The sequence below is a fragment of the Legionella donaldsonii genome (genome assembly GCF_900452385.1).
Classification (GTDB): Bacteria; Pseudomonadota; Gammaproteobacteria; order Legionellales; family Legionellaceae; genus Tatlockia; species Tatlockia donaldsonii.
Genome location: NZ_UGOA01000001.1, coordinates 1,113,719 through 1,131,215 on the forward strand (window position 1 = coordinate 1,113,719; position 17,497 = coordinate 1,131,215).

Here is a 17,497-nt window from a genome sequence, read left to right on the forward strand (position 1 = left end):
TGCCTTTATAAGAGCTGGATTTGAAGATAGAACTTAATGTACAACTTAACAAGATGAGTTGTATAGTGATGACATTATTGCAAATGAAGGAATGAACATGCGGATCGCATTAAAAATTATTTTGAGCGCACTTCTTTTTTGTTCTGTTTCGATTGGATTTGCTGAGAGAGCTTCGCCTGCCTGGTTTAGTCTGGATAAAAACAAGCAAGTCAAACTGCGGGTCGAGCTGTTTCTTTCATCTTCTTGCCCTCATTGTAAGAAGGCAGATGAATTTTTTCATACGTTGGAAGCAAAGGAATCCTGGATCGAAGTCCATCGTTATATTATCAACGAAGATAAAGTAGCGTTAGCGTTTTTTAATCAGCGATTGCAACAACAACAGGTGGATAGTTTTGCTATGCCAGCCATATTTTTTTGCGATTCTCGCTGGGTGGGATTTGATAGCGCGGAAAATAGCGGTAAGGTGTTATTGCGGGCTTTGAATTATTGCCATCAGCAAATTGTTGCAGCGGAGCAATTAACACCGTTAACTCGCAATCTGCTGAAACAGTGGGCGACCGCGAGTTGGTACGATATGAGCATTGATTACAAGCCTTCTCCGGCCCTTTTTATTCCTATGATGGCTTTAACGGATGCCTTAAATCCTTGTGCAGCATTTTGTATAATGGCTTTGTTTGCATTTCTGTGGTTAACACCAACTCAATTAGCCCAATTCAGCCTGGGTATTGCATTTATTGTGGCAGTCGGTTTGGTACATTTTATCCAGCAAGCCTATACTGCTGCGTTTTATCACACCTGGACTTGGCTATTTATTTTCGCAGCTTTGCTTGGTTTAGGGCTTTTGGCCTACGTGGGTTCTAATTATTTTAAGGGTAGAACTGAAAAACCAATTTATATCACAGGTATTTTAGTCGTGCTTACAGCCATGTTTATACAGGCCTATCAGCAAACCTGTACACCCAACTTTGCGCTTGTATTTGAACAGTGGCTTGCTGCACAGCCTGTATCATCTACAAGACTGGCGCTTTATCAATTTAGTTATCAAATGATCTATTTAGTGCCTTTGTTTGTATTAATGGTCGTTTTTTCTTTTTTGAGCCACTCAAAGTCTCTGGAAAAGCATCGTTTGGTCATTACTCAGGTATCGTGGATGATTTTGACGATTATTGGCTGTTTCTTCATTTTTTACCCCAAGGGCTTATCAAGTCTCTGGATTTCTTTTGTGGCGTTGGCGGTTGCTATATTACTTGGATGGCTGACTGCAAAGCGAGGTGCTTAACTCGTTAATACGCTATCTAAAATTGATTTTATTATCTAGAGTTATATAACCGCTATGAATATTGGCGAATAAAATGGCTAAACCACCTTTTTTGCCGATTCCTTGTGATGTGGAGCAGGGAAAAACTTATTTCTGGTGCGGTTGTGGGAAGAGTAAGAAGCAACCTTTTTGCGATCGAAAGGATTGCGGCGATAAATGTGTTCCTTATAGGGCTATACTTACAGAAACGATTTTTTTTTGTAGTTGTAAACAAACAAAAGAACCACCCCTCTGTGATGGTTCGCATGCCCAGCTGGCACTCGACTACTTAAAGAAACGTAAGCAGCAACTTTGAAGGGATACTATCATGATGGATCAGCAGTTAAAAAGGAAGGTTGTTAAGACAATTACTCAATACGAGCAACAATACGACAAGTTGCAAATGGAAGTTAATGCCCTTAAAGGCACTCTTAATGAATTGAGTTTGCAAGCATTAAAGGAAACAGAGCAACTAGAATCTGGGATCAAGATCAAGATTAAACAAATTAAACAGCATATTAACCACTCTAACTCCATTGAAGATTTAGCTCATAAAATCCAAGAAAATTTAGTCGTGATGGAAAAACAATTGAAAGACTATAAAGCAAATGAGCAAAAGCGTTGGCAAGATAATGAGCAAAAAATGATGGCATTAGAAGAGAAGCTCATTAAAATAGAACGGAAAGGGGAGGAAATTAAAAATCTCTTATCCAATGAAAAGATTAATTTAAATCGAGATAGCTTAACGGGTCTGCCAAATCGTACTTTGTACTGTGAGTATATCTCGTATGCCTACTATCGTTGGCAAAGGGGCTTTGGTGATTTATCGCTTGCTTTGGCAGATATTGATCATTTCCGGGATATCAATGAAAAATATGGTCATTTAACTGGCGATAGGATACTGCGGGAAATAGCCACTATTTTTAAAACCTCCATTCGTCGTGCTGATTTTTTGGCGCGCTATAGCGGTGAAAAATTTATTTTCATATTTGAGAGAACTCAACAGAAACATGCCGCGATGGTTCTGGAAAGCCTGCGCAGAGCAATCGAAGAATGTCAATTTTTTCATGATAACACAAAGATTGACGTGACAGTCTCCTTTGGCCTTACTACTTTAACGCAAGGAGATGAGTTGGAAGGACTTTTGAGCAGGGCAGACAAAGCAGTTGATCAGGCAAAGCTGGGTGGTCGGAATCAAGTAACAACACTTTAGTTGTCAATAGCTATAAATAATCACCTACTATTAAAAAACTTGATCTAAACTAGTTGATTTGGGATCATCAGTGCATTCAGATAGGTGAGTTTTTGTATGAGTAAGTTAATTGATATTCCAGTTGTCGTTGAAAGCGGCCAAAAATACAAAACACCACAAGGTTTTGTTGCTATTAAAGACGGGGTTAAATCGGCCGGGTTATCTTCTGAGCGTTTGCCCAAGCCTAAATGGTTGCGTATCGTTAATCAGACTACACCTGCTTACAGTCAAGTAAAAGAACAAGTTGTAAAACACAGACTTGCTACCGTTTGTGAGGAAGCAAAATGCCCTAACATTGCCGAGTGTTGGTCTCATGGTACAGCAACGATTATGCTGATGGGCGCGGTTTGTACGCGAGCCTGTCGATTTTGTGCTGTAGATACGGGAAATCCGCATGGCTGGCTTGATACTGAGGAGCCTGAAAATACGGCTAATACCGTTGCGATTATGAATCTTGATTACGTGGTGCTCACGTCAGTAAATCGAGATGATCTGGCTGATGGTGGCGCCAAACATTATGCTGACACGATCCGGGCCATTAAAGCACGAACTCCAAAAACAAAGATTGAGGCATTAACTCCCGATTTTCAAGGAATAGAAAAAGATATCGCTGTTCTTTTGGATAGTGGTGTGGATGTTTTTGCACAAAATGTTGAGACAGTGGAGCGCTTAACGCATCCTGTCAGGGACAATCGTGCCGGTTATTGGCAAACTTTGAATGTTTTGGCCTATGCCAAACAATATCGGCCTGATGTTTTAACAAAAACCAGCCTGATGCTTGGCCTGGGGGAGACGGATGAAGAAATTCTCAAGACAATGGATGAGTTGCGAGCACAAAAAGTGGATATCTTAACCTTGGGACAATATTTACAGCCTACCAAAAATCATTTGCCAGTTGCTCGTTACGTCACCCCAGAAAAATTTATTGAATTTCGCGAAATTGGTTTACAAAAAGGATTTTTCGAAGTGGCTTCGGGTCCTTTGGTGCGTTCAAGCTATCGCGCAGATCGGGTTTTTAAGCGAGATAATCTGGGTTTATAAAGGTTTTTTGAAGAGTAAGTTATTTTTTCAGTCATTGCGAAAAACGTGAAGCAAGCCAGTACAGATTTCTCACAAAGCATGGTTATGGGTTGCTTTGCCAAGCTGGGCAATGACGAAATTTACATACGCCGTGAGCGCTTACGCGAAGGATGCTTTGGCGCAGATGAGAGGCAATGAAACCCGTGATTAAGAATTGGCAAAGATTATTTTTTGTACTTTTCACCGTTATTTAATACCACACACCTGACACGATTGATAAAAACCAACAATGGTGAACTCATCTTCTGCCAGGCGGTTTAGTTCTTGTCGTTGTTCTTCCCAGTCTGCTTCACTTTGTCCTTGAGCAAGTGCAGTATTTTTATAAGCATCATGTCCAGCCAGGAGCAGTTTTTTGCTGCGCTCTGTAGTTAACAGGGGTTGTATGAGATTAGCCTCTTTTATCTTAAATCCGCTTTTTTTCATCCAATAGACAAGTTTCATACCAAAGTCGCCATCTCGCTGTACACCATCAACGTCGTTATCAGGAGAGGGTATGTCTTGACGATTGTAATGCCAGGCTTTGGATGGGGGATAGGAAAAGGCTGCACTAATAATGCCTTCTTCTGCTATATAAAACCCGCCTTTGTTTAAACGATCATAAAAAAGCTTGATCGCTTCCCGCGGACTGTGTAAATGATGTAGAACGAAGCGGCAGTATATTAAATCAAACGTCTCATGATGTTTATCCAAATCATAGACAGAAAGTTCTTTAAAAAGTATATTTTTGTCATCTTGCCGATCACAATATTGTTTGGCCCTTGCCAATTGTGCGGGGCTGATATCAACCGATAAGACCTGACCCTGTTGGCCGACCTGTTGAGAAAGGTAGTGAGTCATAAGACCTGAACCACTACCAACATCCAAGACACGCATTCCAGGCTTAATCCCATTTCGCTCAATAAATGCCTGGCTAGTTGGATTAAAGGATCGATCAAGAATATCGTAATCCAAGCCTTCTTCGGTTATTTCAAAATCATAGCGCTCTTCATGGTGATTGCTCATGGTGTCCTCCCTATCCTGCGCAGGCCGGGCTCCTAGCCCGACATAAGCTGGTTGCTTAAGTGAGTATGTCGGGCCAAGAGCCCGATCGACGTTATCATTTTATATGGTAGTCAACCATTTGTTGCAACTGTTCCTTCATCGTATAGGGAGGTTCCCAGGCTAAAAGTGTTTTGGCTTTATCAGAATTAATCTCTAAATTATTCAATAATTGCTCGGCCAATTTGGCTTTACCAATGCGGCGAAACCCCCATTCCAACAGGTTATGCGGTATAGGCAGAAGGACGGTCTTTTTACCCATGGCTTTGGCGAGTTGCTGCAGTAATTGAGTCGTAGTGACTACTTCCCGATCAGCAACCAAGAACAGTTGATTAGCTGCTTTAGGGTCCTCAACGCATCTGGCAATAAAATCAGTGAGATTGGCAACCCCAATAAATTGACGTCTGTTTTTCACTTTGCCAAAAGGAAGAGGGAGTCCTTTATTGACAAGATTTAACAATTTTTCAAAATTACCTTTAACCCCTGGTCCATAAACGAGAGGTGGTCTAATAATAACCAGATCCATGGACGTAGCGAGTTGCTTTAAACGCTGTTCTGCTTCCCATTTGGCTTGGGCATAAGGTACCTGAGGATTGGGCTGTGAATTTTCATTAAAAGGATTGGCGTGGCTAGCATTTCCTAAAACACCGATACTACTGATAAAAATAAAGCGTTTAACACCCAGACGGTTTGCTTCTTTGGCCAAATGTTCGGTAGCCTGACAATTGACTTGCCGAAAGGTTTCCAGGGGATTATCACTTGTCTCGCGCAGAATATGGGCTCTTGCTGCACAATGAACAATGGTATCCACACCCTGGATGACCTTGTCCCAACTGGTCTCAGCACTTAATTCACCCAAATTATAGATAGTCAGTTCGTCCAGTTGCAGCTGTTTCTTGAGTTGCGAAACTGACCGCAAGGCCGACTCTGAGCGGACAGTGGCTCGTACTTCATAGCCATTTTGGCCCAAAGTTTTAACTAATTCCTGCCCTATAAAGCCGCTCGCACCAGTAACCAGAATTATCTTATTGGACATATTCGTCTCTTTTGCGGTATTGCTGAATACGATCAAGCAATTTACTGCAAACCATTTTCACTGGTGAATAATCGTAATTATGGCTCTTCAGGGCGCGCATTATCTCTTTATTTTGATTGAAAATATTTTTTAGCGATTTATTTGTAGTACCGCCTAAGCGCATTTTTATCATAACTTCAGGAATATAGCTGACCTTGATGTTATGTGAAAAGAGAAGACGTAATAACAATTCGTAGTCAGCGGCTAATTTATAATCCAGATTGAAAAGCATGCCATAGTTATCATGAACTTCCCTACGTGCATAAAAGGTGGGGTGGGCAGGAATCCATCCTTTGGCAAGGAGGGCTGAATTATAAGGACTGGAACGCCAGTAGCGCGCTACCTGATTGATATTATCCTGATTCACGTAAACCAAATCCCCATAGCAGGCATCTACTTCAGGATCGGCCAGAGCGTTTACTACGTTACTAAGCACATGCTTATTAGCAAGCATATCATCTGAATTCAAGAGGCCAATGACATCGCCAGTTGCTTTTGAGACGCCTTTATTCATTGCGTCATAAAGGCCATTATCGGGTTCTGAGGTCAGGTAGGCAATGTGCTCGCGGTTTTTTTCAAGAATTTCTAGCGTACCATCAGTAGAGCCGCCGTCAATGATGATATGTTCAATGTCTTGATGGGTTTGCATTTGAATTGTTCGCAAGGTGTCACGAATTGTTGCTTCGCTATTGTAACATGCGGTAACAATGGAAATTTTCATAGTAACCTCAAATTAAGATTGTAAAAGTGGGAAAGGGCGTATCGTTCTTTGAACCATCACAACGAAGGCATAACCTAATAAAACCAAACTTGCACCGGCTGATGACAGCGCGGCTCCTACGAGCCCATAGTTTGGCACTAAAACGGCATTACCTACAACCATGATAAAAAAAGAAGCAAGATTGATTAACAGGATCAATCGATCGCTGTGTTGGGCATAAAGCGTATACAACGGTACATCGGCGACGCTGCGACAGGCAGCACCAAACAATAGGAAATAGAAGATAGGCAAATTAGCCAGATAAACCGATTTATTAATAAGATTCACGAAGGGGTAGACAAGCGCTATACTTAAGGCAGAAAACACGAGGACAAAAGCAGTCGTGTATTTAAGCATATGCATTGCTTCACTATGGAAAAGCTGGCGATCATTTTGTTTCCACGCCGCTAACAGTTGTGCCAACCGCATTTTTGATACCCCAGTATTGACCAAATTGTGTAAAGTTACACTGAGGCCAGCATAAAAGGTATAGATTCCAACGGCTTCCATTCCGCAATAATAACTCACAAAAAAGCGCTCTATGTACAGGAGGCTCAAAGCCGAGAATGCGGTTACCAAAAAGGGTCTTGAAACTTTCAAACCTTGCCACATTGTTTTCCAGCGCACGGGATGGATCCACATGCTCTTCCACGGAAGGTTGTAGAGGGCTGTAAACCCTATGAAAATACTAAAGGCTGCCCCTGTAATCCAGACAATAAAAATAAGGTTGAAATAGCGGCTGGCAGGAAAAAAATAGAACACTGGCAGCAAGATATAGATCCAGAGTCCCTGGCGAAGAAAATAAATGAAATTGGCTAAATAAGGGCGAGACAAGGCAATAAGAATCCTCATCAACTCGTTGGACGCGTGCTCGAATATAATAAGGATGAAAAACCAGAAACACAGGGAATAGGGTACGAGATGCAAATAGAACAGGATATAAAAAGCCGGGGCGCTCAGGACAAAGGTAAGGGCGTAGAGAATGAATTGATCTCTTATGATGAGCACTTGTTCGATTTCGGAAGCGCCTACCAGTGTCCTGGATGTGTAGTTATAAAACTCCAGACCAAGAAAGAAAAGGGCATAGGCTACTATCGCGGCCATAACGCCGTACAAGCCCAGTTCGCTGGGTTGGAAATACTGCACTAAACAGATTACTAATAAAAATTTTGCTGCTAGAGTGAGACCCCTTATAGCAATTGCTGACAAATTGTAAAACCAAGAAAAACGCATCAATTAATAACATCCTTAAATGGGTTTTGGCCTGCTTTTCCCTGTTTCGAACGATGAAAATCAGCAAAAAGAGTTTGAATTATCCTGTAGAGCCAAAGGTTTGGCAATCATTTTATAATAGGTAATACAGCTATGGCTGTATTTTTTTTGATTATTTATCGGACGAGGGCAGCAAGACAGCAAAATAGTATAAAAATAAGACAATTCGAGATTTTTTTTGTTGTGAATGATACTATCGCACATGTTCGAGAATGCCTAGGATCAGGTTTAGTGAATTTAAGGAGTAAATGTGAGAGGACAGCAAACTGCGGCAGTTTACAGCAACGATGAAATTAATGTGGTAGCACTCTTGCGCCTGTTATGGCAAAAAAAATGGGTTATCTTTTTCGTCATCGTCTTAACTACAGCAATTGGATGTTTGAAGATTTGGAATACCCAGCCAGTCTTTGAGGCTAAAGCCTATATTGTACCGCCAACAGCTGGGGATATTGCTCCTTTTAATTATGGCCGTTCGTATGACAAGAATTCATTATTAAAACCTTTCCAGGTAAAAGATGTTTATCAGGTATTTGCCTCTTCCTTGTTATCCCAGGCAAGTATGTGGGCTCTCTTTAATAAAGCCTATTTACCCACATTGCCAGTTAAACCACGCAATAAAGCATCTTTAAACGCACTTTATAAAGGTTTCAGTAGTATCTTGACCGTTAAAGAAGACGTGAAATCTCCGATGAAATATACGGTGGTAGCCAGAAGTACGAATGTTGCAGAAGCAGCGAAATGGGTAGAACGTTATATTGATGTCGTTAAACAAGATGCAATTAGTAACATGCTTAACATTGTCAAGAGCGAAAACCAAAGCCTGGCTCATGATTTCGAGCAGAGAATCAATACCGTGCGTGAGATAGCAAAAGAACAACGTTATGATCGCATTAAGCAATTACAAGAGGCTTTAAATGTTGCTCAGGCAATGGAGTCAGAGGGTAAATTGCCGCCCCAAACCAGTTCTTTGAAGAACGCCAAGTTGTTCGGGCGTAGCAGCAAAGTACTGAAGGCAGAAATAGATACCCTCAATGCACGGCAATCTGACGACGCTTTCGCGCCGGAATTGCGTAAGTTAGAAGGTGAATATAATTTTTTACGTAAGATTACTATAAACCCTGCGGATGTTGCTGTGTTTCGCCTGGATGGCAATATTGATCTTTCGGATACCCCTATAGCGCCGAGGAAACGCTTGATCCTGGCTTTTTCTCTAACGCTGGGTTTTGTGCTGGGTGTGGCATTGGTACTTATGCAAGCAGTCTTTGCAACAAATCGTGCAAATGAATTGGCAGAAAAATAACTGCAAGTTCGCCAAAGCTGGCTAAATCACGTTATTGTTCTGAATTGGTTCATGGCCGGAGCCCTGCTTCGTGCCATGATTTTTGTTATCAAGAATTGAATTTGAAATGAGGATAGTTGGATGAAAGCGCTCGTTACCGGTGCTGATGGTTTTATCGGATCTCATCTTACTGAGTTATTAGTGAGGGAAGGTTACCAAGTGAAGGCACTCTCTCAATATAACTCATTTAATTATTGGGGTTGGCTTGAAGACATTCATTGTTTAAATGATATTGAAGTCTTAACAGGGGATATTCGTGATCCTCATTATTGTAAACACATTACCAAAGGCGTGGATGCTGTATTTCACCTGGCGGCATTAATTGCAATTCCCTATTCTTATGTTGCGCCAGACAGTTACGTCGACACCAATGTTAAAGGTACGTTAAATATTTGTCAGGCTGCGCTGGAAAACGAAGTTGGGCGTATTATCCATACATCCACTAGTGAAGTTTATGGGACGGCAAGATACGTACCCATTGACGAAAAGCATCCTTTACAAGCGCAATCCCCTTATAGCGCTTCTAAAATTGGTGCAGATGCAATGGCAATCAGTTTTTTTAACGCCTTTAATCTGCCATTAACGATTGCAAGACCTTTTAATACCTATGGGCCAAGACAATCTGCGCGTGCAGTCATCCCAACAATTATTTCCCAAATTGCCAGTGGCCGGGATCGAATTGAGTTAGGTGATGTGACTCCAACACGCGATTTTAATTACGTTGAAGATACTTGCCGTGGTTTCCTCGAGTTGGCCCGTTGCGATAAGGCTGTCGGTGAGGTTGTGAATATTGGCTCAAACTATGAGATTTCTATTGGCGATACACTGAATCTTATTCGAGAGCTCATGCAGAGCAACGTTGAGTTTGTTCTCGATGAGCAACGTTTGCGGCCGGAAAAATCAGAGGTTTCCAGACTATGGTGCGATAACAGTAAAATTCGTAATTTAACCGGGTTTGCCCCGAGGTTTTCTATCAGTGAAGGGTTACAAAAAACAATCGAATGGTTTACTTCGAGTGATAATTTAGCCAAATACAAGGCAGATATTTATAATGTTTGAGTATTATTATGTTTAATTTCCTCATTCAGTTTATTCGTGAACAATACCGCACGGATGATTTTATCCCTTTGCATGCACCCAAATTCATTGGCAATGAACGCGATTATGTGCTTGCTACTATTGACTCCAGTTTTGTCTCTAGCGTAGGTGCCTACGTTGATAAATTTGAACAGGAAATGGCTGCCTACACGGGTAGCCCCAGTGCAGTAGTCACTGTTAATGGTACCAGTGCCTTGCATATGGCTTTAATTCTAGCTGGCGTCAGTCAGGGGGATTATGTGCTGACCCAGCCATTGACCTTTGTCGCGACCTGTAATGCTATTAGTTATTGCAAGGCAGAGCCAGTATTTTTAGATGTCGATAAGCGAAATCTCGGTTTATCACCGCAAGCGGTTGATGCCTGGCTGGACGAGTTTGCTTTTATTGATGAGGCAGGCCTTTGTCGTCATCGAGCAGATAACCGTATTATCCGCGCCTGTGTGCCTATGCATACGTTTGGGCACCCAGCAGATATTGATGGTTTACTTGATGTCTCGGAACGCTGGCATGTGCCGATCATTGAAGATGCTGCTGAATCGTTGGGTAGTTTATACAAAGGCCGCCACACAGGTACTTTTGGGAAGCTAGGTGTTCTGAGTTTTAATGGAAATAAGATCATCACCACCGGTGGTGGTGGTATGATTCTAGCAGATAAAGAGCTGGGTATTCGGGCAAAATATTTAACAACAACGGCTAAAAAACCTCATCCCTATGAATTTTACCACGATGAAACAGGCTTTAATTACCGGATGCCCAATATCAATGCGGCATTGGGGTGTGCTCAATTAGAGCAACTGGATTCTTTTATAGAAAGTAAGCGTTTGTTAGCAAAAAATTATGCGGCGCTTTTAGCAAATACCTCGTTACAATTTATATCCGAGCCCGAGGGTTGCCGTAGTAATTATTGGCTTAATGCGGTGATATGCGAGAATCAGCAACAGCGTGATGAGTTGCTGAAAGCAACCAATGAGGCCGGGGTTATGACCAGGCCGATCTGGCAACCTATGCATCAGTTACCGATGTTTAAAAATGCATTGAGTGGTTCACTCAGTAACGTAGAATGGTTTGCTGAGAGAGTGGTTAATTTACCAAGTTCTGTTGTCATTCAGAGAGATGTACATGCGTAAGATCGCGGTTTTTACAGCTACAAGGGCAGAATATGGCTTATTGTATTGGCTCATGAAAGCAATTCAGGACAGTAGTGATTTGGACTTACAGCTGTTAGTAAGTGGTATGCACCTGGCTCCGCAGTTTGGAGAAACCTGGAAAGAAATTGAAGCGGATGGCTTTAAGATTGATGAAAAAGTCGAAATGCTACTGGCTTCCGACTCCCCTGTGGGCGTTGTAAAGTCAATGGGTCTTGCCACCATCGGTTTTGCGGATGCCTTGTCCCGCCTCAATCCGGATATTTTATTTTTATTGGGTGATCGGTTTGAAACCCTGGCACTTGCCCAAGCTGCATTAATCATGAAAATCCCTATTGCCCATGCCCATGGGGGTGAGTTAACTTTGGGTGCCTATGATGATTCAATACGGCATGCGGTTACCAAAATATCATCCTTGCATTTTGTGGCGGCTGAAGAGTATCGTCGCCGCGTAATACAAATGGGAGAGGAACCTGGCAGCGTATTTAATGTGGGGGCACTGGGGTTGGAGCACACTATAAAAACAGCCTGTCTTTCATCGGCCGGATTGGCAGGTGAATTGCAAATTCCCCTTCATGAGCCTTATTTTTTAGTGACTTATCATCCTGCCACCAATGCAGATGAACCTGTGGAAGCAGCTTTTAAAGGCTTGTTACAGACACTTGATGACTGGCCGAACCATCAGGTACTTTTCACGTATCCTAATGCGGACAATGGCGGCCACATTATTATTCAACTGTTGGAAAATTATTGTAAAGCTAATCCGGGACGAGCTTTTGCAGTGAAATCACTTGGCTTTAAAAAATACCTGAGTGCTGTCGCACATGCTGAAGCTGTGGTTGGTAACTCGTCAAGCGGTATCATTGAGGTTCCTGCTTTTGGGGTGCCAACCGTCAATATCGGTTTGCGTCAGGAGGGACGGTTGGCCGCTGATTCTATCGTTCACTGCAGGACTGATTATCCCGCAATTAAAGAAGCCTTGGGTAAAGCATTAAGCCCGGCGTTCAAGGAAAAATGCCGTCAAGTCATTAATCCCTATGGTAATGGGGAGGTATCAGGGCGAATTTTACCTGTGCTTAAAAACTATCAATTATCCACTGTAAAACACTTTCAAGATTGGAATTTTCACTATGCATGACCATAAAAAACCGGTTTATATTATTGCTGAAGCGGGTGTAAATCATAATGGTAGTCGAGATCTTGCTTTTCAGTTGGTCGAGGCGGCTGCTGAATCGGGTGCTGATGCGGTAAAATTCCAAACCTTTAAGGCAAGCAGACTAGCCAGCAAAAAAGTTGAAAAAGCTAACTATCAAAAATCAACGACCGATAAAGCAGAATCTCAATTGGATATGCTCGCGAAACTGGAGTTACCCGAAGCCTGGCACAGCGATTTGCAAAAGCATGCCAGGGCAAGAGGGATTGAATTTTTATCAACAGCATTTGATGAGCAGAGTTTACAATTTTTACAATCACTCAATTTACCGGTTTATAAAGTTCCTTCAGGTGAGTTGACCAATGCGCCTTTACTGTGGCGTTTTGCTAAAACAGGTAAGCCGCTGATTATTTCTACTGGAATGGCTACGTTGGCAGAGGTTGAGGAAGCGTTGGCGATTGTAGCTCATGCGTTGCAATTCCCAGAGGAGCCGCGCAGAATCGATGAGGTCTGGCAATGCTGGTCTAATCCGCAGAGGCGGGAAATGTTAAAAGGCCATGTCACTTTACTCCACTGTACTTCGCAATATCCTACGCCTTGGCATGAAGTGAATCTGCGTGCAATGGATACTCTGGCGGCAGCATTTGGTTTGGATGTTGGCTATTCTGATCATACTGAAGGAACAGTGATTCCGGTTGCAGCTGTTTCTCGTGGTGCGAGAGTGATTGAAAAGCATTTTACCCTCGATAGGACTTTGCCTGGACCTGATCATCAAGCCTCTATTGAGGTGGCTGAACTCAAAAAATTAGTGTCTGATATTCGCGCCCTGGAAATTGCCTTAGGCAGTCCCATCAAGGCTCCACAAACCAGTGAATGGGATACACGACGGGCAGCCAGGCAATCGATTGTTGCCGCCCACCATTTACCGGCGGGTAAAGTCATTGAGCGTAGTGATTTAACTACAGCAAGAACCGGCGGCGGTTTACCACCTAATTTGTTTTGGGAGCTAATTGGTTCTACCAGCAGTAAATCGTATGAACCCGGTGAGGTTTTTGAATTATGATTTTAAATAAGTTTCAGAGGCCTTTAATTTTACTTGGTGCCGGGGGGCATGCTAAGGTTTTGCTCTCGTTGGTCAGGGCGCTGGATTTACCTGTATTGGGCGTATGTGCTCCTGAATTGGTAAATCAAGGAGCAAATTTCTGGCGGGATATCCGAGTTCTTGGGACTGGAGAGGATTTAACTGAATTCAATCCTGACGAAGTTGCTCTGGTCAATGCGGTTGGGCGGCGCGTGGGGGATACGAATAGCAGGCAGCGTATTTTCGAAACATTGAAAGCAAAAGGTTATTATTTCCCTGTACTTGTGCACCCGGCAGCTTGGGTCGATCCGGATGCCCATCTGCAGGAAGGGACACAAATTATGGCTGGTGCAGTGGTCCAGGCTGATGCAAGGATTGGTAATAATGTGATCATTAATACTCGCGCCTCTGTTGATCATGATTGTGTCATTGAGGATCATGTTCATATTGCCCCAGGTGCGGTATTGTGTGGCAATGTATACGTTGGTAAACGTGCTTTTGTTGCCAGTGGAGCTACCTTGATTCCGGGAACCAGGGTAGGTAACGATGCAGTCGTGGGGGCTGGTGCTTCTATTGTACGGGATGTAGCACCAGGACAATTGGTCTTACCGGCCTTAATACGCCGGACAGAGTTCAGCCTAGAAACATATTGCGGTGATGAAAAATGATAAATTGGGAAACCTTACTCATAAAACCCGATACAACAATTAGTGAAGCAATAGAAATTCTTGATCGAGGTGCACAGCGAATCGCCCTTGTTGTGGATGAACAAAGCCGTTTATTAGGAACGGTAACGGATGGGGATATACGGCGTGCCTTGATTAAACATCTCGCTTTAGATTTGCCAGTACGAGAGATGATGTGTGAGACTCCCAAAAAGGCGGATGCTGATTGGAGCAAAGAACTCATCCTGGCAACGATGGAAAAATACCAGCTTCTGCAATTGCCCATTGTAGCTCCTGATGGGCGAGTGGTCGGCTTGGAAACCTTGCATGATATCCTAAGAAAACGCCATCGCGATAATCCTGTTTTTCTCATCGCCGGTGGATTTGGTACGCGTTTACATCCCTTGACGCAAGAGTGTCCAAAGCCGTTGCTTAAAGTGGGTGACAAAGCTATTTTAGAGCTAATTATTGAACGTTTTATTGATGCGGGTTTCCATCGCTTTTTTATTTCGACCCATTTTATGCCTGAGATGATCAAAAAACACTTTGGTGATGGTAGTCGCTGGGGGGTTACTATTCGCTATGTGCATGAAGAACACCCACTTGGTACCGGTGGGGCTTTGGGGTTGTTACCTCATGACGAAATTGATTTACCCATATTCATGATGAATGGTGATTTGTTAACTTCCCTGAATTTTCAGAATTTATTGGATTTTCATAACGAGCATGAAGGTGTAGCAACTATTTGTGTGCGTGAGTATGAGCATCGAGTACCTTTTGGTGTATTGAATTTTCATGGCCATCGAGTCACTTCGATTGTTGAAAAGCCGGTGCATCGTTCTTTCATTAATGCGGGAATTTATTTACTTTCTCCTGACTTTGCGCGTAGTGTTTTACCGGGTGTGCGTATTGATATGCCTGATTTGCTCCAACATCACATTGACAAGGGAAAAAGTGTTAATATGTTTCCCATCCATGAATATTGGTTAGATATTGGGCGTATGGACGATTTTAAAAGAGCACAGGAAGAGGTTAGTCTGTTAGGTTTTTAAGATGATTAAGCAAAAAAAAGTTTTGGCAATTATACCGGCTAGAGGCGGCAGTAAGGGATTGCCTGGGAAAAATATTCGCCCTTTAAATGGAATTCCTTTAGTCGCTTGGCCTATAAAGACAGCGTTAAGTTCTCGCTATGTTGACAGGGTTATCGTCACAACGGATGCTCCAGAAATAGCTAAAGTAGCGTTAGCGTATGGCGCTGAGGTGCCTTTTATGCGCCCAGCCGAATTCGCCAGGGATACTTCGCCTTCCTCAGAAGCAGTTATTCATGCCATTAAATTCTGTGCTGAGACGGATGGGCCTTATGATTATTTTGTCTTGCTGGAGCCGACTTCCCCTTTAACGGAAGCGGCCGATGTTGACGAGGCTCTGGAAACGCTGGTGGCTGGTGAAGGATTATCAATCGTTGGGGCAAGTAAAGTGGAAGCTTCGCATCCTGTTTACTGTGCAACAATAGGGGATGATAATTTTTTGCGGCCTTATAACCGGGAAAGTTTTGCTAAACCTATCCGCAGGCAGGATGTGGATGATGTGTATTTTTTTGAGGGTTCGCTTTATATATCAGACACTAAAAAATACCTTGAGACAGAAACTTTCTACCACGAACGCACGTTGCCTTATATCGTTCCTGCTTGGAAGTCTTTGGAAGTTGATACGCTATTAGACTTCTTAAAAATAGAAACCATATTGAAAAATAAAGAGTTATTAATTTAAAACCAGGAGCTGTTTACATTTCTACTATCTCGGCACTTATAGTTTGATTTTCTGCGCCCCGCTCTGCTGGCCGGAAATCAAACCATAAGCACTCAAACTAGCGAAATGTAAACAACCCCTGGCCATTGAATGGAATAAAAATGAAAAACGACTTTAAATCGCGTCTGTTGCACGTAATTCCTGGTGGCGCTCATACCTATTCGCGCGGTCATGATCAATATCCTGAAAATGCACCGCAAATTATGGTACGCGGAAAAGGGGCCTATACCTATGATGACAAGGGGATTGAATACCTGGATTATGGTATGGCCTTGCGGGCAGTCAATATTGGCTATGCAGAAGATGAAATCGATCAGGCCGCTTTTGAGCAGATTAGGAATGGTAATAATCTGACCAGAGCGTCGATGATCGAATTGGAAGCCGCTGAATTGTTAGTGGATCTGATTGATAGTGTTGACATGGTGAAGTTTACTAAGAATGGTTCAACAGCTGTTTCAGCTGCCGTTAAATTAGCAAGAGCTTATACTGGTCGCGATTTGGTAGCCCGTTGTGCCGAACAGCCTTTTTTTTCCTACGATGATTGGTTTATTGGTTCCACGCCGATAAAACGTGGTATACCTGCTAATGTCATTGAGCAAACCAAACTTTTTAGCTATAACGATCTTGCTTCATTGGAAGCGCTTATTGCGGAATATCCGGAGCAAATAGCCTGCGTGGTTTTGGAGCCAAGTGCTATGCAGCATCCAGCGCCATCGCTTACTCACGCCGGTGAAACCTATCTTCATGATGTTCAGCGCTTATGCAAGAGGCATGGTATTGTTTTTGTCCTTGATGAGATGATCACCGGGTTTCGTTGGGATCTGAAGGGTGCGCAAAATTATTATAACGTTCAACCGGATCTTTGTACTTTTGGCAAAGCAATGGCGAATGGTTTTGCTGTAGCAGCGATAGCAGGCAGGCGTGAAATTATGGAGCTTGGTTCAATTGAATTTCCTGGCCGTGAGCGTCTGTTTCTACTGTCGACAACCCATGGTGCCGAAATGTGCGGTCTCGGTGCTTTCGTAAAAACAGTGGAGTTTATGCAACGGCATCAGGTTGTGGAACAAATATGGAATTACGGTAAGTCTTTAATCTCGTTAATGAATCAGAAGGCTGCAGAGGCAGGTATCGCCGATTTCTTTAAGGCAGGTGGGATAGAATGTTCGCCTTGGTATGCAACCTATGATGCGAAAGGGGAGACTTCTTTAGCATTCCGTACCCTATTTTCGCAGGAAATGATCAAGAACGGGGTGCTGATGCCCTGGATCGCCTTGAGTTACCGGCATGGTGATAACGAGTTACAAAAAACGGCAGCAGCCCTTGAAAAGACTTTTAAAATTTATGCGCATGCTATTGAACAAGGTTCAACGGAAGGTTATTTGCAAGGTGAGATCATCAAGCCGGTCTTCAGACGTCATAATTAAAAATGGGTC

The 17,497-nt window shown here is 42.8% G+C and carries 18 protein-coding genes; 14 read left to right on the top strand and 4 right to left on the bottom strand.

What is annotated here, in order from left to right:
• Window positions 1-97 precede the first annotated feature (97 nt).
• The 5 genes from DYC89_RS05275 (at window position 98) to DYC89_RS16830 (ending at window position 3,767) form a co-directional block, all read left to right on the top strand.
• The gene (locus DYC89_RS05275; RefSeq protein WP_115220823.1) at window positions 98-1,279 is read left to right on the top strand and encodes a hypothetical protein; all 1,182 of its coding nucleotides are present in this window, start codon (window positions 98-100) and stop codon (window positions 1,277-1,279) included.
• A 73-nt stretch (window positions 1,280-1,352) separates the two neighbouring features.
• A complete protein-coding gene (locus tag DYC89_RS05280) occupies window positions 1,353-1,613 on the top strand; it encodes a CDGSH iron-sulfur domain-containing protein (protein WP_115220824.1) in 261 nt (86 codons plus the stop codon).
• A 12-nt stretch (window positions 1,614-1,625) separates the two neighbouring features.
• Window positions 1,626-2,510, top strand: coding sequence for a GGDEF domain-containing protein (locus DYC89_RS05285; RefSeq protein ID WP_115220825.1), 885 nt, complete (start codon window positions 1,626-1,628; stop codon window positions 2,508-2,510).
• Window positions 2,511-2,606: 96 nt separating this feature from the next.
• Complete coding sequence (gene lipA, locus DYC89_RS05290; RefSeq protein ID WP_115220826.1) at window positions 2,607-3,590, top strand: lipoyl synthase; 984 nt, start codon at window positions 2,607-2,609, stop codon at window positions 3,588-3,590.
• A gap of 45 nt (window positions 3,591-3,635) precedes the next feature.
• On the top strand, window positions 3,636-3,767 hold the full coding sequence (locus DYC89_RS16830) for a hypothetical protein (RefSeq protein ID WP_281271378.1): 132 nt from the start codon (window positions 3,636-3,638) through the stop codon (window positions 3,765-3,767).
• Window positions 3,768-3,815: 48 nt separating this feature from the next.
• On the opposite strand, the gene DYC89_RS05295 is transcribed toward DYC89_RS16830, so the two are convergent.
• From DYC89_RS05295 to DYC89_RS05310, 4 genes are all read right to left on the bottom strand, one after another.
• Entirely contained in the window at window positions 3,816-4,631 is an 816-nt protein-coding gene (locus tag DYC89_RS05295; protein WP_115220827.1) for a class I SAM-dependent methyltransferase, read from the bottom strand.
• A gap of 94 nt (window positions 4,632-4,725) precedes the next feature.
• Window positions 4,726-5,703, bottom strand: coding sequence for an SDR family NAD(P)-dependent oxidoreductase (locus tag DYC89_RS05300; protein WP_115220828.1), 978 nt, complete (start codon window positions 5,701-5,703; stop codon window positions 4,726-4,728).
• Entirely contained in the window at window positions 5,693-6,463 is a 771-nt protein-coding gene (locus DYC89_RS05305) for a glycosyltransferase family 2 protein (protein WP_115220829.1), read from the bottom strand. The genes DYC89_RS05300 and DYC89_RS05305 overlap by 11 nt, the downstream gene beginning before the upstream one ends.
• Window positions 6,464-6,475: 12 nt before the next feature.
• Window positions 6,476-7,738, bottom strand: coding sequence for a lipopolysaccharide biosynthesis protein (locus DYC89_RS05310; protein WP_147285478.1), 1,263 nt, complete (start codon window positions 7,736-7,738; stop codon window positions 6,476-6,478).
• 286 nt (window positions 7,739-8,024) lie between these two features.
• On the opposite strand from DYC89_RS05310, the gene DYC89_RS05320 reads away from it, so the two are divergent.
• The 9 genes from DYC89_RS05320 (at window position 8,025) to DYC89_RS05360 (ending at window position 17,488) form a co-directional block, all read left to right on the top strand.
• The gene (locus DYC89_RS05320) at window positions 8,025-9,074 is read left to right on the top strand and encodes a Wzz/FepE/Etk N-terminal domain-containing protein (RefSeq protein ID WP_115220832.1); all 1,050 of its coding nucleotides are present in this window, start codon (window positions 8,025-8,027) and stop codon (window positions 9,072-9,074) included.
• Between the two features lie 120 nt (window positions 9,075-9,194).
• The gene (locus tag DYC89_RS05325) at window positions 9,195-10,172 is read left to right on the top strand and encodes an NAD-dependent 4,6-dehydratase LegB (RefSeq protein WP_115220833.1); all 978 of its coding nucleotides are present in this window, start codon (window positions 9,195-9,197) and stop codon (window positions 10,170-10,172) included.
• An 8-nt stretch (window positions 10,173-10,180) separates the two neighbouring features.
• Entirely contained in the window at window positions 10,181-11,338 is a 1,158-nt protein-coding gene (locus DYC89_RS05330) for a LegC family aminotransferase (protein ID WP_115220834.1), read from the top strand.
• Window positions 11,331-12,494, top strand: a complete 1,164-nt coding sequence (neuC, locus tag DYC89_RS05335) for a UDP-N-acetylglucosamine 2-epimerase (RefSeq protein ID WP_115220835.1) — start codon at window positions 11,331-11,333, stop codon at window positions 12,492-12,494. Before DYC89_RS05330 ends, neuC begins: the two co-directional genes overlap by 8 nt.
• Entirely contained in the window at window positions 12,487-13,572 is a 1,086-nt protein-coding gene (gene neuB / locus DYC89_RS05340) for an N-acetylneuraminate synthase (RefSeq protein WP_115220836.1), read from the top strand. Before neuC ends, neuB begins: the two co-directional genes overlap by 8 nt.
• Window positions 13,569-14,258 (top strand): acetyltransferase, encoded by a 690-nt coding sequence (locus DYC89_RS05345; protein ID WP_115220837.1) that lies wholly within the window; start codon window positions 13,569-13,571, stop codon window positions 14,256-14,258. Before neuB ends, DYC89_RS05345 begins: the two co-directional genes overlap by 4 nt.
• Window positions 14,255-15,307 (top strand): nucleotidyltransferase family protein, encoded by a 1,053-nt coding sequence (locus DYC89_RS05350; protein ID WP_115220838.1) that lies wholly within the window; start codon window positions 14,255-14,257, stop codon window positions 15,305-15,307. The genes DYC89_RS05345 and DYC89_RS05350 overlap by 4 nt, the downstream gene beginning before the upstream one ends.
• A 1-nt stretch (window position 15,308) precedes the next feature.
• On the top strand, window positions 15,309-16,025 hold the full coding sequence (locus DYC89_RS05355; RefSeq protein ID WP_115220839.1) for an acylneuraminate cytidylyltransferase family protein: 717 nt from the start codon (window positions 15,309-15,311) through the stop codon (window positions 16,023-16,025).
• 140 nt (window positions 16,026-16,165) lie between these two features.
• Window positions 16,166-17,488 carry a glutamate-1-semialdehyde 2,1-aminomutase gene (locus DYC89_RS05360; protein ID WP_115220840.1) on the top strand — a complete coding sequence of 441 codons (1,323 nt, stop codon included), beginning with the start codon at window positions 16,166-16,168 and terminating at the stop codon, window positions 17,486-17,488.
• Window positions 17,489-17,497: the final 9 nt, after the last annotated feature.

Excerpts from the sequence above, each read along its gene's own strand:
- DYC89_RS05345 (WP_115220837.1), top strand. The coding sequence starts at position 13,569 with ATGATTTTAAATAAGTTTCAGAGGCCTTTAATTTTACTTGGTGCCGGG.
- DYC89_RS05295 (WP_115220827.1), bottom strand. The coding sequence starts at position 4,631 with ATGAGCAATCACCATGAAGAGCGCTATGATTTTGAAATAACCGAAGAA.
- DYC89_RS05285 (WP_115220825.1), top strand. The coding sequence starts at position 1,626 with ATGATGGATCAGCAGTTAAAAAGGAAGGTTGTTAAGACAATTACTCAA.
- DYC89_RS05355 (WP_115220839.1), top strand. The coding sequence starts at position 15,309 with ATGATTAAGCAAAAAAAAGTTTTGGCAATTATACCGGCTAGAGGCGGC.
- DYC89_RS05305 (WP_115220829.1), bottom strand. The coding sequence starts at position 6,463 with ATGAAAATTTCCATTGTTACCGCATGTTACAATAGCGAAGCAACAATT.
- lipA (WP_115220826.1), top strand. The coding sequence starts at position 2,607 with ATGAGTAAGTTAATTGATATTCCAGTTGTCGTTGAAAGCGGCCAAAAA.
- neuB (WP_115220836.1), top strand. The coding sequence starts at position 12,487 with ATGCATGACCATAAAAAACCGGTTTATATTATTGCTGAAGCGGGTGTA.
- DYC89_RS05325 (WP_115220833.1), top strand. The coding sequence starts at position 9,195 with ATGAAAGCGCTCGTTACCGGTGCTGATGGTTTTATCGGATCTCATCTT.
- DYC89_RS05275 (WP_115220823.1), top strand. The coding sequence starts at position 98 with ATGCGGATCGCATTAAAAATTATTTTGAGCGCACTTCTTTTTTGTTCT.
- DYC89_RS05360 (WP_115220840.1), top strand. The coding sequence starts at position 16,166 with ATGAAAAACGACTTTAAATCGCGTCTGTTGCACGTAATTCCTGGTGGC.
- DYC89_RS05330 (WP_115220834.1), top strand. The coding sequence starts at position 10,181 with ATGTTTAATTTCCTCATTCAGTTTATTCGTGAACAATACCGCACGGAT.
- DYC89_RS05280 (WP_115220824.1), top strand. The coding sequence starts at position 1,353 with ATGGCTAAACCACCTTTTTTGCCGATTCCTTGTGATGTGGAGCAGGGA.
- DYC89_RS05300 (WP_115220828.1), bottom strand. The coding sequence starts at position 5,703 with ATGTCCAATAAGATAATTCTGGTTACTGGTGCGAGCGGCTTTATAGGG.
- DYC89_RS05350 (WP_115220838.1), top strand. The coding sequence starts at position 14,255 with ATGATAAATTGGGAAACCTTACTCATAAAACCCGATACAACAATTAGT.
- neuC (WP_115220835.1), top strand. The coding sequence starts at position 11,331 with ATGCGTAAGATCGCGGTTTTTACAGCTACAAGGGCAGAATATGGCTTA.